The following is a 15,295-nucleotide window of genomic DNA, read 5'->3' on the forward strand; positions in this document are numbered from 1 at the left end:
CACGCTCGTGCTAGGTTTTTGCTATGACTTCACTCGAAACTATTGTATCGCTCGCAAAACGCAGGGGCTTTGTCTTCCCCGGGTCTGATATCTATGGCGGTCTTGCAGGTACTTGGGACTACGGTCCGCTTGGCGTTCTTCTCAAAGAAAATATTAAACGTGCGTGGTGGCGCGCCATGCGCAAGCCCCATATTTTCCCCCTTGATTCAGCGATTATATCAAGCGCTAAAGTGTGGCAGTCGTCAGGGCACACTGATCACTTTACCGATCCACTCGTTGAGTGTCGCGTATGCAAACGCCGTTTTCGTACTGATCATATAGATGGTAGTAAATGTCCCGAATGCGGAGGGGTACTGGGCGAATCTCGCCAATTCAATATGATGTTCAAGACGCACGCGGGCGCCATCGAGGATGAATCAGCCGTGGCATATTTGCGCCCTGAGACCGCGCAGGGCATTTTTATCAATTTTAAGAATGTCGTTGACGCGTTTCATCCCAAGCTCGCGTTTGGTATCGCGCAGATTGGCAAAGCCTTTCGCAATGAGATCACGCCGCGCAACTTCGTGTTTCGTTCGCGAGAGTTCGAGCAGATGGAGCTTGAGTATTTCTGCGATCCTAAAGATGCTGATCAATACTTTGCAGACATTCGCGCGATGCGTATGCAATGGTTTTTGGATTTGGGCATCAAGGAAGAAAATTTGCGATTTCATGATTACGCGGCCGATGAGCTTGCGCACTATTCAAAAGCAACGACCGATATCGAATATCGCTTCGGTCTTTCGCAAGACGGTTTCTCGGAGCTCGAGGGCGTCGCTAACCGCACCGATTTTGATCTCAAAAATCATTTCCCAGGGTATCGCTGGGCGGGGGACGACTTTACCAAATCTGACGCAGGATTTGTGCCCAATGTCATTGAACCATCGGTTGGCGTGGATCGCGCGTTTCTCGCGTTCATGATTGATGCATATGATGAGGATGAGTTGGCGGGTGACAAGCGCGTGGTATTACGCCTTCATCCCAAGCTCGCGCCTATCACAGCCGCGATTTTCCCATTGGTATCGAACAAAGAGCATATCACCGCGAAGGCAAAAGAAGTTTTTGACATGCTTGGCCGCGAGTTTATGGTGCGTTGGGATGATATCGGCAATATCGGCAAGCGCTACCGCAGGCAAGATGAAATCGGCACCCCATGGTGCGTGACTATTGACTACCAAACACTTGAAGACGGTACGGTGACCGTGCGTGATCGCGATACCGCAAAACAAGAGCGTATGGCAATCACAGAGATAGCAGGCATGTTTCAAGAAAAGCTTTTATAAACATCTTTCCTCATGCTTTCGCCCCGCTTTCTTTTCGGGGTTTTTGTGATATGATGATGCTATGAAATTTACCGAAAAGAAGTTTAAAAATGGCTTGCGCGCGATCGTCGCCCCCATGGAATCGACCCAGACGATTACGATTTTGGTATTGGTAGGCACCGGTTCAAACTACGAGGCTAGAGACATCAGCGGCCTTTCGCACTTTCTCGAACATATGTTTTTTAAAGGTACTACCAAATATCCTAAGCCCGGTGAGCTCGACCGGCTACTCGACTCAGTAGGTGCTATCCACAATGCGTTTACTACACGCGAGGAGACGGGGTACTGGATCAAGGTAGACACCAAACAGTTTGATCTTGCTCTTTTGTTTGTTTCTGATATTTTGCAAAACGCGCTTCTCAAAGAAGAAGAGATCAATCGCGAGCGTGGCGTGATTTTAGAAGAGATGAAAATGTATTGGGACGACCCTCGTCGGCATGTGTGGTCGCTTTTTGAAGAGCTCGTGTACGGTGATAATGCGTACGGATGGGATGTGATCGGTACTGCCGAGAATATTCGCACCATCAAGCGTTCGGATTTTTTGAAGTACTGGAAAAGCCAATATGTCGCACACAACACGGTAGTGACGGTCGCGGGTAATATATCAGAAGGCGAGACGCTACGCAAAATTGAAAAAGCATTTGGCAAGCTGCGTGTTGGCACGCCCGTAAAGGCAGCTGCGTACAAAGATCCAAAGTCCGGTCCACGCATGCGTCTTTTTGAAAAAAATACTGATCAATCACATATCGTGGTAGGTACGCTGGGGTATCCGCTCGAGAGTAAAGATCGTGTGGTTGCTGATGTGCTCTCGACTATTTTGGGTGGCTATATGAGCTCGCGTTTGTGGGCGGATATTCGGGGCAGGCACGGTCTCGCCTATGCTATTCGCGCGGGGCATGATGCCTATCTCAAGACGGGTTATTTTGGTGCGTACGCGGGTGTACCGCATGAGCGCAGTATTGAAGTTGTCGAACGCATCGTAGGACACTTAGGAAAGATCAAGCAGGGAGGCGTGACTGCCGAAGAACTTAAGCGCGCGAAAGATAACATCAAAGGACATCTTGCTATCTCGCTTGAATCGACTGACGAGGTCGCATCATTTTTGGGTACGCAGGAGATCATGCTCGGTAAGATCAAAAAACCCGATGAGTTAATCAAAAAAGTTGACGCGGTTACGCGCCAAGATATTGCGCGCGTAGCAAAATCTTTGTTTCGCAAAGACAAACTATATCTCTCTATCATCGGTCCCAAACTTGAAAAAGGCCCGTATGAACAAATCCTCAAAAAAGCCCTATGAGCCGTCATCCCCACACATCGATTGATATCTCAACAAGTACTCTCATTCGCCTTGCCTTGGTGATACTCGGGGTTGTTTTTCTATGGGTCATTCGTGACATTCTGATGATTATTTTAGTGTCAATCGTGATTGCATCAGCGGTAGAACCCCTCGTACAGTGGTTTATGAAATGGCGCATGCCACGCGTACTCGCTACCTTGCTCATTTATCTTTCAGGGATGGCCTTTGTGATTGGCATCTTCTATCTGTTGGTGCCGCCGCTCGCGGGCGACTTTCAGCTCTTTTTCTCACAGTTACCCTCGCTTATCGAGACAGCGCTTGTGGGCTTTCAGCAAAAAGTTCCATTTTTCTCGTTTGATTTTGTCATCGATGCGATTCGCACCTCGACACTCAACGCTGACCAATATGTGCGTGACGCGGTAGGTGGTTTCTTTAGCTTTTCGTCTGCCTTCTTCTCAGGCGTATTTTCGTTTGGATTCATTGTCATCATTTCCTTTTATCTGACGGCACAGGAAGATGGTATCGCCGATGTTCTCCGTATCGTCACGCCCAAAGAATATGAAGAATACGCACTCAATCTGTGGGCGCGCTCACAGCGCAAGATTGGCAGGTGGCTCCAAGGCCAGCTTTTGCTCGGCCTTTTGGTGGGTGTGCTCGTATTTATTATGCTCACGGTATTGCGTGTTGAGCACGCGTTTTTGTTTGCGGTACTCTCGGCAGTCTTTGAGATTATTCCATACTTCGGACCCGTCATGGCAGCAATTCCCGCCATAGCAGTGACTGCCATCAAAGACCCGCTTTTGGGTCTCTTGGTCGCCGGTATTTATTTTTTGGTGCAACAAATGGAAAATCACCTGATCTATCCACAAGTAGTACGCAAGACGGTCGGTGTTCACCCGCTTTTGGCTATTATCGCGCTTCTTATTGGTGGGACGGTTGCGGGTGTTGTCGGTATTATCATTGCTATTCCTCTTGCAGTGATTCTTGTCGAGTATTTTAACGATGTCGTTGAGCATAAGCGGATGGTTTGATTCGGACCGACTCTATGGATAAAAAATTTTATATCACGACGCCTATTTTTTATGTAAATGCGGCACCTCATCTCGGTCACGCATATGCTGATGTGATCGCCGACACGCTTGCGCGCTGGCACAGAAATCAGGGCGAGCGAACCTTTTTTTTATCAGGTACTGACGAGCATGGAGCAAAGATTGTGCGTGCGGCAGAAAAGGTGGGCCTTTCTACCAAAGAGTTTGTAGAGAAGCATCGCGATGAGTTCAAGAAATTGCTCACAGCACTCGGCGCCCAGCAAGATGATTTTATTTATACATCAGATAGTGAGCGGCATTGGCCGGGTGCACAGGCATTTTGGAAAAAACTTGTAGATGCAGGCGATTTGTATAAGGCGACATATAAAGGGCTTTATTGTGTTGGACATGAGGCGTTTGTCACCGAGAAAGATTTAGTTGATGGCAAATGCGTTGATCATAATCAAGCGCCCGAAGAGATCGCAGAAGAAAATTATTTTTTTAGACTCTCCAAGTATAAAGATCGTATCCGCGAGGCAATTGCATCTGACCAAATGCAGATCCTGCCTGCGAGTCGTAAAAAAGAGATTCTCGCATTTTTGGGAGAGGGGGTAGAAGATATTAGTTTCTCACGGCCTTCAAAAGATATTTCATGGGGTATCCCCGTACCAGATGATCACGAACATACGATGTATGTGTGGGCTGACGCGCTGACAAACTATATTAGTGCGCTTGGATACGGGCGCAGTGACGATGCAAATTTTAAAATTTTTTGGCCAGCCGACGCGCATATCATAGGCAAAGATATTCTACGATTTCATGCGGCCATTTGGCCGGGCATGTTGCTCTCAGCGGGCCTTCCATTGCCACGCCGGCTTTTGGTGACTGGCATGATTCGTTCGGCAGGACAGAAGATGAGTAAAACGCTCGGCAATGTGATCGATCCGCATGAGTTTATCAGTGCCTACGGCAAAGATGCGTTTCGTTATTTTCTCCTGCGTGAGATACCGCTCGGTGAAGACGGCGATTTTACACGCGAACGATTTGCCAATGTCTACGAGGGTAATCTCGCGCACGGCATGGGCAATCTTGTTTCGCGCACGGCTGCCATGATCAATAAATATTTTGAAGGCGAACTCCATCGACCGTCAGCGGAGGCACTTGCTACTGTGCCTACGCGCCGCGTACTCAAGCATGAGGTGCTTGCATCTCGAGTATCACTCGACGGATCCGCGCTCGATGTGTATTTTGAACGAGATATCGCCGAAGAGTTCGGGCGTGCGATGTTTGAGTATCGTCTCACTGATGCTATCACCATGCTCTCCGGTTTTTTCTCGCTCCTCGACGGATATATTCAGGATTATGAGCCGTATCGTTTGGTAAAAACTGATCCTGATAAAACAAAGGCGGTTTTGTGGAATGTGGCAATACATATCATTCGCGCCGCGCGCCTCCTCGAAGCGTTCATGCCCGAGACCGCGGCAAAGATGACGCGTGCATTTGGCGTGACGATTGAGACGAAAGAAGATCCGGTCACTCTTCGTGTCGTGTCAGGCGAAGCACTCTTTCCTTCAAAAGTAGATGGACCGAAGGCTGATTGATATCCACGCGCATGTAAACTTCAACGCCTTTCGTGATGACGGCGATGAGGTGATGCGCCGTACGCTTGCAGGCGGTGTCGGCATGATTTTAGTCGGATCTCAATACGATACATCGGCGCGCGCTATTGAATATGCTGAACGATATCCTGAAGGTGTGTGGGCGGCGGTTGGCTTACATCCTATCCATGTGGGGGATGAGATTTATGTCGACGCGCAAGAAATATCAGCATCAGGCGTGCCAGGATTTAGCTCGCGTCACGAAGAGTTTGATTACACAAAATACAAAAAACTCGCCATACATCCAAAGACCGTGGCGATTGGCGAATGCGGCCTTGATTATTTTCGTTCAGGTGGCACAGAGGTAGGGCGCGAAAAACAGTTTGAAGTATTGCGCGCGCACATCAAACTTGCGCGCGAAGTTCGAAAACCGCTTATCATTCACTGTCGTAATGCGTACGATGATTTGGCGCGCATTTTAACCGAAGAGCATGCGGACGAGGTGGGTGGCACTATTCATTTTTTTGCGGGCACATGGGCTGACGCACAAAAGTTTTTAGATCTTGGCTTCGGTCTTTCGTTCACAGGCGTTATCACTTTTGCGCGCGATTATGATGAAACCGTAAAAAACATGCCACTCGATCGCATTATGGTTGAGACTGACGCACCCTATGTCTCTCCCGTACCCTATCGAGGACGACGTAATGAACCTTTGTATGTAGAGGAAATCGCTAAAAAAGTAGCCGAGCTCCGCGGCATCTCTTTTGATGAAGTAGCAAAAGCTACAACCGAAAACGCAAAAAGGATTTTTAAATTGATCTAAAAATAAAAAGAGCCCCAGAATCTGGGGCTATGCGGCGATTGTGGTGACCGAACGAATCTCGGTGAAGAGACGAGCCATTTTGAGCATTTGTGGCGTTGTCAGAGACCCTACAAAACGAAGCTTCCTCCTCGGTATGTTTGGTGCGAATATTCGCACTTGGGTATCGATGTAGAGCTGAAGTACGGATCGAGAGCGCACTGTGTGAGATCCGCTGCGAATTTTCTCCCATTCCTCCTTGCAGACAGCGCACATGCGGTGGCCGTCAGAATCTTCGAGTGGGCCGTTCAGATGGTTACAGGCGGCGCATGGATTTTTCAAGCTGCCTCCTTCCGCAAATACTGTACGGTATTGCGAGAGTGTCGTCAAATATGCTACCAATAATGCGAAGTCCTTTGCGAAAGGAGGGTTCCTCATGCAGGGCTTGCAACTCTTTTTCTGGCGATTGCGAGTTCTCGTACGCGCGGTGGCACTCACGACATATATTGCTTGGTTCCATCATCGGGGTAGAGGTGTGGTGCGCAATCTCACGCGTCATCCTCGGGGTTCCCGGTCATGGAGCGACAAGACCCGTGGTCGCTACATTTGGCGTGTAGCACGGCGTTTCTGGGCGCAACCCATCATTAATTTGGCTCGCGCGCGAATCGAGGTGATTGGCCGCGGGTATCTCGATGATACGGGCATATGCGTAGTTGCCGCGAATCACGAAAGCGCTTTTGATATACCGCTCGCGGTCGGTATCATCGAGGGTGGGCGATTCATCGTGAAGAAGGAGATTGCTCGTCTTCCGGTGTTTGGCAAGGCCGCGCTCCACGGTGGGCAAATTATCGTCGATCGCAGTAACAACGCGCAGGCGGTTGTCGCAATCAAGGCGGGGCTTGTCGTGTGGCCCAACGCACGCCTCGTCATCTTCGTGGAGGGGACGCGCACGCGAACAGGTGAGATGGGCCCCTTCAAAAAGGGCGCGTTTCATATCGCACTCGATACCAAATTGCCGATTGTACCAATGGCGATCTCAAATGCATTCCGCGTACTTCCTCCAAACTCGATTATGCGCGTCACGCCCGACGTACACGTCACGGTCGAATTCGGTAAGCCCATCATCGTTCACGCATCGGACACCGTTTTGTCACTCATGACCGAAACGCGTGCTCAGATCGAGCGTATGCGAGCAAGACATGCTGCGCGCGCCTCACCTTGATGGTGAGGCGCCTTTTTCTTTGCAGAGAAACACTTTTTGGCGTACGATAAGAAAACTAATGAAGAAATATAACCCGCAAGCGCTGGAGAAAAAATGGCAGTCCGTATGGCTCAAAGATCGTATCTACGAGCCTGATTTAGACGGTGCTAAAAAACCTTTTTTCAGTCTTATGATGTTTCCGTATCCGTCAGCGGAAGGCTTACATATTGGTAGTGTACGGACATTTACCGGCGTTGATATTTATAGTCGTTTTAAAAGAATGCAGGGGTACGATGTGTTTCAGCCAATCGGACTTGATGGATTTGGCATCAATGCTGAGAATTACGCGCTGAAAATAAATAAAAATCCCAAAGAACATTCCAAGGTCACTGAAGAGAATTTTTACCGTCAACTCAATGTTATTGGTAATAGCTTTGCGTGGGAAGAAAAGCTCGAGACCTATGGTCCTGAGTATTATCGTTGGACACAATGGCTTTTTATTCAGCTTTTTAAGGCGGGGCTTGCGTACCGCAAAAAAGCCGAGGTCAATTGGTGTCCCAAGTGCGCGACCGTACTTGCAAACGAACAGGTTATCGCGGGAGAGTGTGAACGATGCCAGACAAAAGTTATCAAAAAAGATCTTGAGCAATGGTTTTTTAAGATCACTGATTACGCAGATAGATTGCTCGCAGGCCTCGAAAGCATAGACTGGACAGAAAAAATAAAAATCGCGCAACGCAACTGGATCGGTAAGTCTAAGGGCGCTGAGATTGATTTTGCGCTCGCGGATATTCCCGAGCAGACAGATGGTAAACATAAACTCAAGATATTTACCACGCGGCCCGATACAATTTTTGGTGCGACTTTTTGCGTAGTTTCACCCGAGCTTGCACAAAGCTGGCTTGATGTCGGCTGGCAAGCATCTGACGATGTGCGTGCCTATATCAAAGACGCACTCGCACGGCGTGCCCTTACCGGTAATCGCGCTGGAGAAAAAGAAAAGACTGGTATTTTCTCGGGCATCAATGCGATAAATCCAGCAACCAAAAAAGAAGTTCCCGTGTGGGTTTCCGATTATGTACTCGCAGGATACGGTACGGGCGCGATTATGGCGGTGCCGGCGCATGACGAGCGTGATCGTGAGTTTGCAGGGAAATTTAAGCTTCCTATTAGTAATGCGCCACTTGTAACTTTTGAAGATGGTGTCCAGAGTGCAGGCGGTAACCGTAAGACAAATTTTCGTTTGCGTGATTGGCTTGTATCGCGCCAGCGGTATTGGGGCGCGCCGATTCCGATGATTTGGTGCGATGTGTGTGCCAAATGGATGCCCGAGAAGGATGAAAATTTGCCGGTACTTTTGCCTGATGTCAAAGAGTTTCGCCCGACTGGTACCGACAAATCACCGCTCGCGAACTTCCCCGAGTTTTACGAGACACAGTGTCCTGGGTGCGATGGACCCGCACGCCGCGAGACGGATGTGTGCGATACGTTTTTGGATTCGAGCTGGTATTACCTGCGTTATCTCGATCCAAAAAACGACAAAGAGCCGTGCTCACCCGAGCGCGCACGTCGCTGGTTGCCGGTCACTTCATATATAGGTGGGGCAGAGCATTCTGTATTACATCTTTTGTATGTGCGGTTTGTCTCGATGGCACTTCATGATTTGAAACTTGTTGATTTTGCTAAGGACAAAGGTGGCGAGCCGATGCCGCGTTTTCGCGCGCACGGACTGATTACCAAGGATGGTGCCAAGATGTCAAAATCACGCGGCAATGTGGTGAACCCCGATGAATATTTTTCTGTATACGGCGCAGACGCACTTCGTATGTATCTGGCGTTTATGTCGCCGCTCGAGGAGGGGGGAGATTTTCGTGATACTGGCATCAAAGGTATGATGCGCTTTTTGATTCGTGCATGGGATTACTACATCAATGGAAAACGCGATCCGAGTGCATCGAGCGAGGTGACCGGGCGTTTGGCGCATAAGACGATAAAAAAAGTTACCGAAGATATGGGGGAGTTGCAAAACAATACTGCCATCTCAGCGCTCATGGTTTTATTGACACAAATGGAGAGCGAACCTGATGCGTTTGCCGATTCAGTTTTCTTGTTGATGCTCGCACCGTTTGCACCATTTATCACCGAAGAGATTTTTGCGTTACGCGGATCCAAGGAAACTATTCACAAGGGTCCATGGCCACAATACGATCCGGCAAAAATTGTTGACGACACCTTTCAGCTTGTTATTCAGATAAATGGTAAGGTGCGCGATACGGTCAGTGTAGCGGCGGATATCACCGAGGCGGAGGCCCATGCACTTGCCCTCTCACGCGAAAAGATACAAAGAGCACTCGCGGATAAAGAACCCAAGAGAATAATCTTTGTACCAAAGAAGTTGATTAATTTGGTACAATAGACCTATGCAGATTAAGCGTATGGTTTACTTGCTCTCAGCTTCAGTGCTTGGGTTTTTATTGCAACTTATTACGCACGCGCTCATCGAGATGTGGTATATCAACCTTTTGCTCAATAATTTCGCGCGGTGGAATTTTGGTTTTTCTTGGGATCAACTTTGGCAGATTCACCACGCTCTCTCCACAATGCTTGTGGTCGTCGGTATTGCGGGTGGCTACATGCTCGGTGTTATATGGTGGAGGATTATTTATATCGAGAAGCGGTATTGGTGGCGCAAGCGATGAAAAAAGCATTTATCGACGATACAGATGCTGTAGAGAAAACTGTCGCGGTACTTCGCGAGGGAGGCGTGGTGATCATGCCGACTGACACGGTATACGGTATCGGTTGTGCGTATGATAAACCCTCAGCGCTCGAGCAAATCATCATACTCAAAGGCCGCGACGAGCAAAAACCCATTGCCCTTTTAGTCGCATCACTTGCGATGGCGGCAGAGTATGTTGTGATCGTGCCAAAAATAAAATCAGGTCTTATGGAGCTCTGGCCCGGACCGTTCACCGCCGTGTTTCAAAAGATAACAGGTGGTGGTACCGAGGGCGTGCGCGTACCCAACCATGCGTTTGTCCGCGCAGTCATTGATGCCTATGGCAAGCCGATGTCGGTGACATCAGCAAACAAGTCGGGCCAACCTGCGCAAACACATAGTGCCGCGGTTGCTCGTGATTTTGAAGATAGCGCCGATACAGGTATGCTGATGGTTGACGGGGGAGATTTGCCTGATAGTATAGCGTCAACTGTCGTTGATTTTACCATCACGCCGCCAAAGATTTTACGCACGGGGCCTATATCGCGCGAGCGTCTCCAAGAGATTTTTAAGACAACATTTCAATGAAAGACAAGCAAATAGAAAAACTTATTAAAAACGAGTCAGGGCGCCAAGGAGGCGTTATCAATTTGATCGCGTCTGAAAACGATACTTCAGCTGATGTGCGCGCAGCTCTCGGTAGTATATTCGTCAATAAGTACGCGGAAGGGTATTCTAAAGCTCGCTACTATGGTGGCAACACATATATCGATGCGCTCGAAGATTTGACGAAAGCGCGCGCGCTCAAACTTTTTGGTATCTCAAATAAAACATGGAGTGTAAATGTTCAACCTTATTCGGGGTCTCCCGCAAATCTTGCAGTATATTTTGCGTTGGCGCCGCTTGGTGCCAAGATCATGGGGCTTGAGCTCAATATGGGCGGGCACCTCTCACATGGACACAAGGTCAGTATGACGGGCAAGGTGTGGCAACAGGTTGCCTACGGCGTTGATAAAAAAACCGAAACGCTTGATTATGATGAAATCCGCCGTATTGCCCAACAAGAGAAACCAGTAATGATTGTCGCTGGGTTTACCGCGTATCCACGCGCGATAGATTTCAAAAAGTTTCGCGAGATCGCAGATAGCACGGGCGCGCTCTTGCTCGTCGATATGTCGCATTTTGCAGGGCTCGTTGCTGGTAAGGTATATCCATCGCCGTTTTTCTATGCGGATATTGTGATGACTACCACACACAAGACACTTCGCGGTCCGCGTTCGGCAATCATTTTCTCCAAAAAAGAATTTTCAGAAAAGATTGATAAAGCGGTATTTCCCGGCTTACAAGGTGGCCCGCATGCAAATCAGATTGCAGCTACAGCCGTAGCACTGCAAGAGGCATCAACCCCCGCGTTTAAAAAATACGCGACACAGATTATCAAGAATGCTAAAGCCCTTTCAGATGAGCTCGCAGCGCGAGGTTGGCGTGTTATATCAGGCGGTACTGATACGCATTTGATTCTTGTTGATACACAGAGTCACGGTATTTCAGGAGGGAAGGCGAGTGACATACTCGAACGCGCTGGTATTATCGTAAATAAAAATACGATCCCATTTGATACTCGTTCACCTCGCGATCCATCAGGGATTCGGCTTGGTACGCCTACCGTCACCACGCGTGGCATGCGTGAACCCCAGATGCGCATGATCGCAGGTCTCATTGATGAAGCGCTCAAAGGTGCGCTTGCGCACGCTATCCAAAAAGATGTTGCGCGCCTTGCCAAGCAATTCCCCCAACAGAAATGATTTTTTTAGAGGCAAAACCTATAGTCGAAAAAATAAAGAGCGATATTGTGGCGCGCGTATCGGGTATGTCACCGAAACCCCGCCTCGCTATTGTGATAGTAGGCGAGTCGGCGCCATCAAAAAAATTTGTCGAGTTCAAAGAAGCATTTGCCAAAAGTGTTGGTATCGAAACACAGAGATATGAATTGCCGGCAGATATTTCTACCAACAATTTACGAGAGCGCATGCGTGATATCGTGCACGAGTCACGCAATAGCGGCGTTATTGTACAGTTGCCACTCCCAAAGCACATAGATACGCAGGCGATTCTCAATGCCATTATCCCCGAAAAAGATGTCGATGTGCTCTCGGCACGCGCGGTTGGCAATGTGTCCGTTGGCAAGTCACGCATCATGCCGCCGGTAGCAGGGGCGGTAAAATTATTACTCGAGCACTATGGGGTTGAAGTGTTGGGTAAAAAAATAACTGTAGTGGGCAGAGGTCGCCTCGTAGGTCAGCCAGTAGCTATGTGGGCGATGCGGGCGGGGGCTGTCGTCACGGTGCTTCACGGAGCCGATCAGGTAAATCATGAGATGCTCGGTGATGCTGATATCGTTGTCTCAGGTCTCGGTAGTCCGCGCGTGATTACGGGTGACATAGTGAAAGATACTGTGGCGGTTATCGATGTGGGTACATCAGAAGATGGCGGCCTGCTGGTGGGCGATGTCGATCAAGAATCGGTATCAAAAAAAGCATCACACCTAACACCGCCCGTAGGCGGGGTAGGGCCTCTGACGGTGGCGCTCGTATTTCAAAATCTTCTCACGCTCACAGAATAAAAAAAAGAGGAGGCTTATGCCTCCTGCGAGTCGATCCGTTCGAGGTCAGTCATGAACAGCGCAAGCCGTTCGCTAGAGTCGAGTGTGGCCATGACGAGGGCGCGACCTTCGTTGTCTTGAATACGTCGTACCGTCACCTCGGTCCCACGCAGGTGAACTCTATCGCCGTGTGTGATCGCTCGGGTCAGCTTGCACCGACTACCAGCCTGTACATCACTCATGGCTTTCCCTTTCCCTCAAAAGGAGGTTCTCTCTTTCTACCCTAAATCCAGCTACAGAAAAGCGCAAGCGTTAGCGATAAAACTCCGCGACTAGGATTGCCGCGAGTACTACCAGGAACGCCACTGTTTTTTTCGGGTGGTGGCGCTCTTTTAAGATGATGAGTGAGGCGAAGTATACGATAAGCGGTTGGATTGAGAAAAGAAGTGTAGTGTGTACAACGCCAAGCTGTTGGTAGCTCAGGCCAAATAATATCCATCCACCGACACTCAATGCGCTTGAGAGTACCAGGAGCCCCAACAATTTTGGGGTAATTTTTTTAAATTCACGGCCGTAAAGATACAGAGCGCAAAAGGTCACCACACTGTCTTGTATAAGAAAAAGCGCTACCGGATGCCAAACGGCGAGGAGCACTTTTGCAATTGCAGCTGATACGGGCGCTGCCATAATGCCCCACAAAAGAAATGGCACCGTACGCTTTTGCATGGAGAAATGCCCGCGTTGCCAGTGTGACCAGATAATAGCGAGAGACGCGGCAAGTCCTGCTGCAAAAAGAATAGGATTGCGCTCGTCAGCAAAAAGAATGCTACTCACGACGATGATGGGTATACTGCGAAAGAGATCGACAATTTCAAGATCAGAGAGTTCGTCAGCATCAAGCGCACGGTAGTAAAAAATATTGGTGACGAGCGAAAGTACGATACCGATCGCCATGAGTCCCAAGTAATAGATATCAGTTGATGGGAAAAGTGGTGGGCGAAAGATAAAAAAAGCGCCCAGCATCATCAGCCAGAATATAGGAAACCCGATCCCAATATGCGTGCGGAAACTTACACGGCGCATCGAAAGAATTGTCTTATCAATCACAAACGAAGTGCCTTGCGAGATACTGCCTACAAGAGGAAAGAGAAAATGCATTCTTTTATTATACTGTGTCTGTATTGTACCAAACTCGCACCTATTTCCAAAACAAAGTGAGGTAATGAATTTCGTCACAGAATTCAAATGCGGACTCGGTTTTGCGAAAACTATTTTCTGGGGGAAGGATTTGGCAAAACCTCGGCTGACTTTTGTTTTTACATTTTTCCGCGCGAACTTCTTGCGTTTGCTGATTTGCGCCGGATCAATTGGTAAAATTCATCAAAATCTAATATAATGAGATTACTTATGGTGCGCAAATCAGCAAATAGACTGAGTCCGAAAAAACGCTACTTACAGGTGGCGTTGAATGGCACGCTTGAAGACGCCCACGAGATAATCAACAGTTTACCAAAAAGCGACAGAATTATTGTTGAAGCGGGAACACCGCTTATCAAAAGATATGGTGAGTACGGGATTCGCAAAATTCGTAATTGGTATGAAGCGCACTTGTCAGGGCAAATTTTAGTACCTGTGACTATGGCTAATGTATCGGCGAATTCCGTACTCTCGACATTGTTTCAATCAGCATTTATTGGAACAGCAACCGTTCAAAAATCGACTCCTCAAACCATACAAAAAGATGAAATTTTCCCTTACATAGTTGCCGATTTGAAAACAATGGATAGAGGCGAGACAGAAGTTGAAATAGCCGCACGAGGCGGAGCGAGCGCGGCTATTGCTTTAGGAAGTGCACCAATAGAAACTCTCAATTCATTTGTGGAAAAATGCGAGGAGCACGGACTGGACGCGATGATTGACATGATGAATGTCGAATTTCCTTTGTCAGTTTTGCGTGCGTTAAAAAAAGTTCCTCCCGTCGTTATTATCCACCGAGGTGTAGACGAGGAAAAGTTTAATCGGGAAAAACAAATTCCTTTACACGAAATCCGTCGTATAAAGGGCAACTACAATATTATGATCTCAATCGCGGGAGGTGATACGCTCCGCGAGGTCCAACGGTCATTTTTTAATGACGCAGATATTGTTGTGATTTGGAAATCAGTACTTCAAAAGACGGACGACACTGTCGCCCTCATCGAAGGATTTTTGAAAGAAATCAAATAACAACTGCTTTTATTTCTTGTCCAAATATTTCGAAAGACTTTTTATTCCTTCAAAAAATTCTATTGGCAAAGCAAAGATAACTGTTTTAGATGGATCGGGATTTATTTTCTCTATTGTTTGTAGAGTTCGCATTGAAATACCACCGGGCGTACTGCTTAAAACACCAGCCGCTTGAGCAAGCCGTTCTGACGCTGCGAATTCTCCTTCTGCCTTGATGATAACTGCTCGGCGTTCACGTTCTGCCTCCGCTTGCTTCGCCATTATACGCTTCATGTCCGCCGGAAGTTCTATATCTTGGATTTTAATATCAGTAACTAAAATACCCCAAGACCCTGTTGCCTGAGCAACAATCTTTTGAATTTCTTCAGCATTTTTTTCTCTTTCTGACAAGAGTGAGTCAAGCTCAATACTTCCGATAACATCTCGAAGTGCCGCTTGTGCATATTGGGAAACCGCAAGCGTGTAAT

The 15,295-nt window shown here is 48.2% G+C and carries 14 protein-coding genes; 12 read left to right on the top strand and 2 right to left on the bottom strand.

Annotation, left to right across the window (positions count from 1 at the left end; genetic code table 11):
* Positions 1–23 precede the first annotated feature (23 nt).
* The 11 genes from AAB417_01170 to AAB417_01220 all read left to right on the top strand — a co-directional run bounded on the left by AAB417_01170 (position 24) and on the right by AAB417_01220 (position 12,623).
* Complete coding sequence (locus AAB417_01170; protein MEK7630628.1) at positions 24–1,319, top strand: glycine--tRNA ligase; 1,296 nt, start codon at positions 24–26, stop codon at positions 1,317–1,319.
* A gap of 61 nt (positions 1,320–1,380) precedes the next feature.
* Positions 1,381–2,655, top strand: a complete 1,275-nt coding sequence (locus AAB417_01175) for a pitrilysin family protein (protein MEK7630629.1) — start codon at positions 1,381–1,383, stop codon at positions 2,653–2,655.
* Positions 2,652–3,686 (top strand): AI-2E family transporter, encoded by a 1,035-nt coding sequence (locus AAB417_01180; GenBank protein MEK7630630.1) that lies wholly within the window; start codon positions 2,652–2,654, stop codon positions 3,684–3,686. The genes AAB417_01175 and AAB417_01180 overlap by 4 nt, the downstream gene beginning before the upstream one ends.
* 14 nt (positions 3,687–3,700) lie before the next feature.
* Positions 3,701–5,284, top strand: coding sequence for a methionine--tRNA ligase (gene metG, locus AAB417_01185; protein ID MEK7630631.1), 1,584 nt, complete (start codon positions 3,701–3,703; stop codon positions 5,282–5,284).
* Entirely contained in the window at positions 5,265–6,104 is an 840-nt protein-coding gene (locus AAB417_01190) for a TatD family hydrolase (GenBank protein ID MEK7630632.1), read from the top strand. Before metG ends, AAB417_01190 begins: the two co-directional genes overlap by 20 nt.
* A gap of 250 nt (positions 6,105–6,354) precedes the next feature.
* Positions 6,355–7,302, top strand: coding sequence for a lysophospholipid acyltransferase family protein (locus tag AAB417_01195; GenBank protein ID MEK7630633.1), 948 nt, complete (start codon positions 6,355–6,357; stop codon positions 7,300–7,302).
* 58 nt (positions 7,303–7,360) lie between these two features.
* A complete protein-coding gene (locus AAB417_01200; GenBank protein MEK7630634.1) occupies positions 7,361–9,697 on the top strand; it encodes a class I tRNA ligase family protein in 2,337 nt (778 codons plus the stop codon).
* A gap of 4 nt (positions 9,698–9,701) precedes the next feature.
* A complete protein-coding gene (locus AAB417_01205; GenBank protein MEK7630635.1) occupies positions 9,702–9,980 on the top strand; it encodes a hypothetical protein in 279 nt (92 codons plus the stop codon).
* Positions 9,929–10,588, top strand: coding sequence for an L-threonylcarbamoyladenylate synthase (locus AAB417_01210; GenBank protein MEK7630636.1), 660 nt, complete (start codon positions 9,929–9,931; stop codon positions 10,586–10,588). The genes AAB417_01205 and AAB417_01210 overlap by 52 nt, the downstream gene beginning before the upstream one ends.
* Positions 10,585–11,805 carry a serine hydroxymethyltransferase gene (gene glyA / locus AAB417_01215; protein MEK7630637.1) on the top strand — a complete coding sequence of 407 codons (1,221 nt, stop codon included), beginning with the start codon at positions 10,585–10,587 and terminating at the stop codon, positions 11,803–11,805. The genes AAB417_01210 and glyA overlap by 4 nt, the downstream gene beginning before the upstream one ends.
* Entirely contained in the window at positions 11,802–12,623 is an 822-nt protein-coding gene (locus tag AAB417_01220; protein ID MEK7630638.1) for a bifunctional 5,10-methylenetetrahydrofolate dehydrogenase/5,10-methenyltetrahydrofolate cyclohydrolase, read from the top strand. The genes glyA and AAB417_01220 overlap by 4 nt, the downstream gene beginning before the upstream one ends.
* A gap of 291 nt (positions 12,624–12,914) precedes the next feature.
* Here the strand turns inward: AAB417_01220 and AAB417_01225 are convergent, their stop codons facing one another.
* Complete coding sequence (locus AAB417_01225; protein MEK7630639.1) at positions 12,915–13,760, bottom strand: DMT family transporter; 846 nt, start codon at positions 13,758–13,760, stop codon at positions 12,915–12,917.
* 249 nt (positions 13,761–14,009) lie between these two features.
* On the opposite strand from AAB417_01225, the gene AAB417_01230 reads away from it, so the two are divergent.
* Positions 14,010–14,828: an orotidine 5'-phosphate decarboxylase / HUMPS family protein gene (locus AAB417_01230; GenBank protein ID MEK7630640.1), complete on the top strand. Its 819-nt coding sequence runs from the start codon at positions 14,010–14,012 to the stop codon at positions 14,826–14,828.
* Between the two features lie 9 nt (positions 14,829–14,837).
* On the opposite strand, the gene AAB417_01235 is transcribed toward AAB417_01230, so the two are convergent.
* On the bottom strand, positions 14,838–15,295 hold a 458-nt coding region (locus AAB417_01235), incomplete at its 5' end, for an SPFH domain-containing protein (protein MEK7630641.1).

It is taken from the genome of Patescibacteria group bacterium (genome assembly GCA_038064855.1).
Lineage (GTDB): Bacteria > Patescibacteriota > Minisyncoccia > Ryanbacterales > GWA2-47-10b > SICQ01.

What these genes read in the sequence shown, in the direction of transcription:
- AAB417_01170 (MEK7630628.1), top strand. Translation starts at nt 24, where the DNA reads ATGACTTCACTCGAAACTATTGTATCGCTCGCAAAACGCAGGGGCTTT.
- AAB417_01175 (MEK7630629.1), top strand. Translation starts at nt 1,381, where the DNA reads ATGAAATTTACCGAAAAGAAGTTTAAAAATGGCTTGCGCGCGATCGTC.
- AAB417_01180 (MEK7630630.1), top strand. Translation starts at nt 2,652, where the DNA reads ATGAGCCGTCATCCCCACACATCGATTGATATCTCAACAAGTACTCTC.
- metG (MEK7630631.1), top strand. Translation starts at nt 3,701, where the DNA reads ATGGATAAAAAATTTTATATCACGACGCCTATTTTTTATGTAAATGCG.
- AAB417_01190 (MEK7630632.1), top strand. Translation starts at nt 5,265, where the DNA reads ATGGACCGAAGGCTGATTGATATCCACGCGCATGTAAACTTCAACGCC.
- AAB417_01195 (MEK7630633.1), top strand. Translation starts at nt 6,355, where the DNA reads ATGCGGTGGCCGTCAGAATCTTCGAGTGGGCCGTTCAGATGGTTACAG.
- AAB417_01200 (MEK7630634.1), top strand. Translation starts at nt 7,361, where the DNA reads ATGAAGAAATATAACCCGCAAGCGCTGGAGAAAAAATGGCAGTCCGTA.
- AAB417_01205 (MEK7630635.1), top strand. Translation starts at nt 9,702, where the DNA reads ATGCAGATTAAGCGTATGGTTTACTTGCTCTCAGCTTCAGTGCTTGGG.
- AAB417_01210 (MEK7630636.1), top strand. Translation starts at nt 9,929, where the DNA reads ATGGTGGAGGATTATTTATATCGAGAAGCGGTATTGGTGGCGCAAGCG.
- glyA (MEK7630637.1), top strand. Translation starts at nt 10,585, where the DNA reads ATGAAAGACAAGCAAATAGAAAAACTTATTAAAAACGAGTCAGGGCGC.
- AAB417_01220 (MEK7630638.1), top strand. Translation starts at nt 11,802, where the DNA reads ATGATTTTTTTAGAGGCAAAACCTATAGTCGAAAAAATAAAGAGCGAT.
- AAB417_01225 (MEK7630639.1), bottom strand. Translation starts at nt 13,760, where the DNA reads ATGCATTTTCTCTTTCCTCTTGTAGGCAGTATCTCGCAAGGCACTTCG.
- AAB417_01230 (MEK7630640.1), top strand. Translation starts at nt 14,010, where the DNA reads ATGGTGCGCAAATCAGCAAATAGACTGAGTCCGAAAAAACGCTACTTA.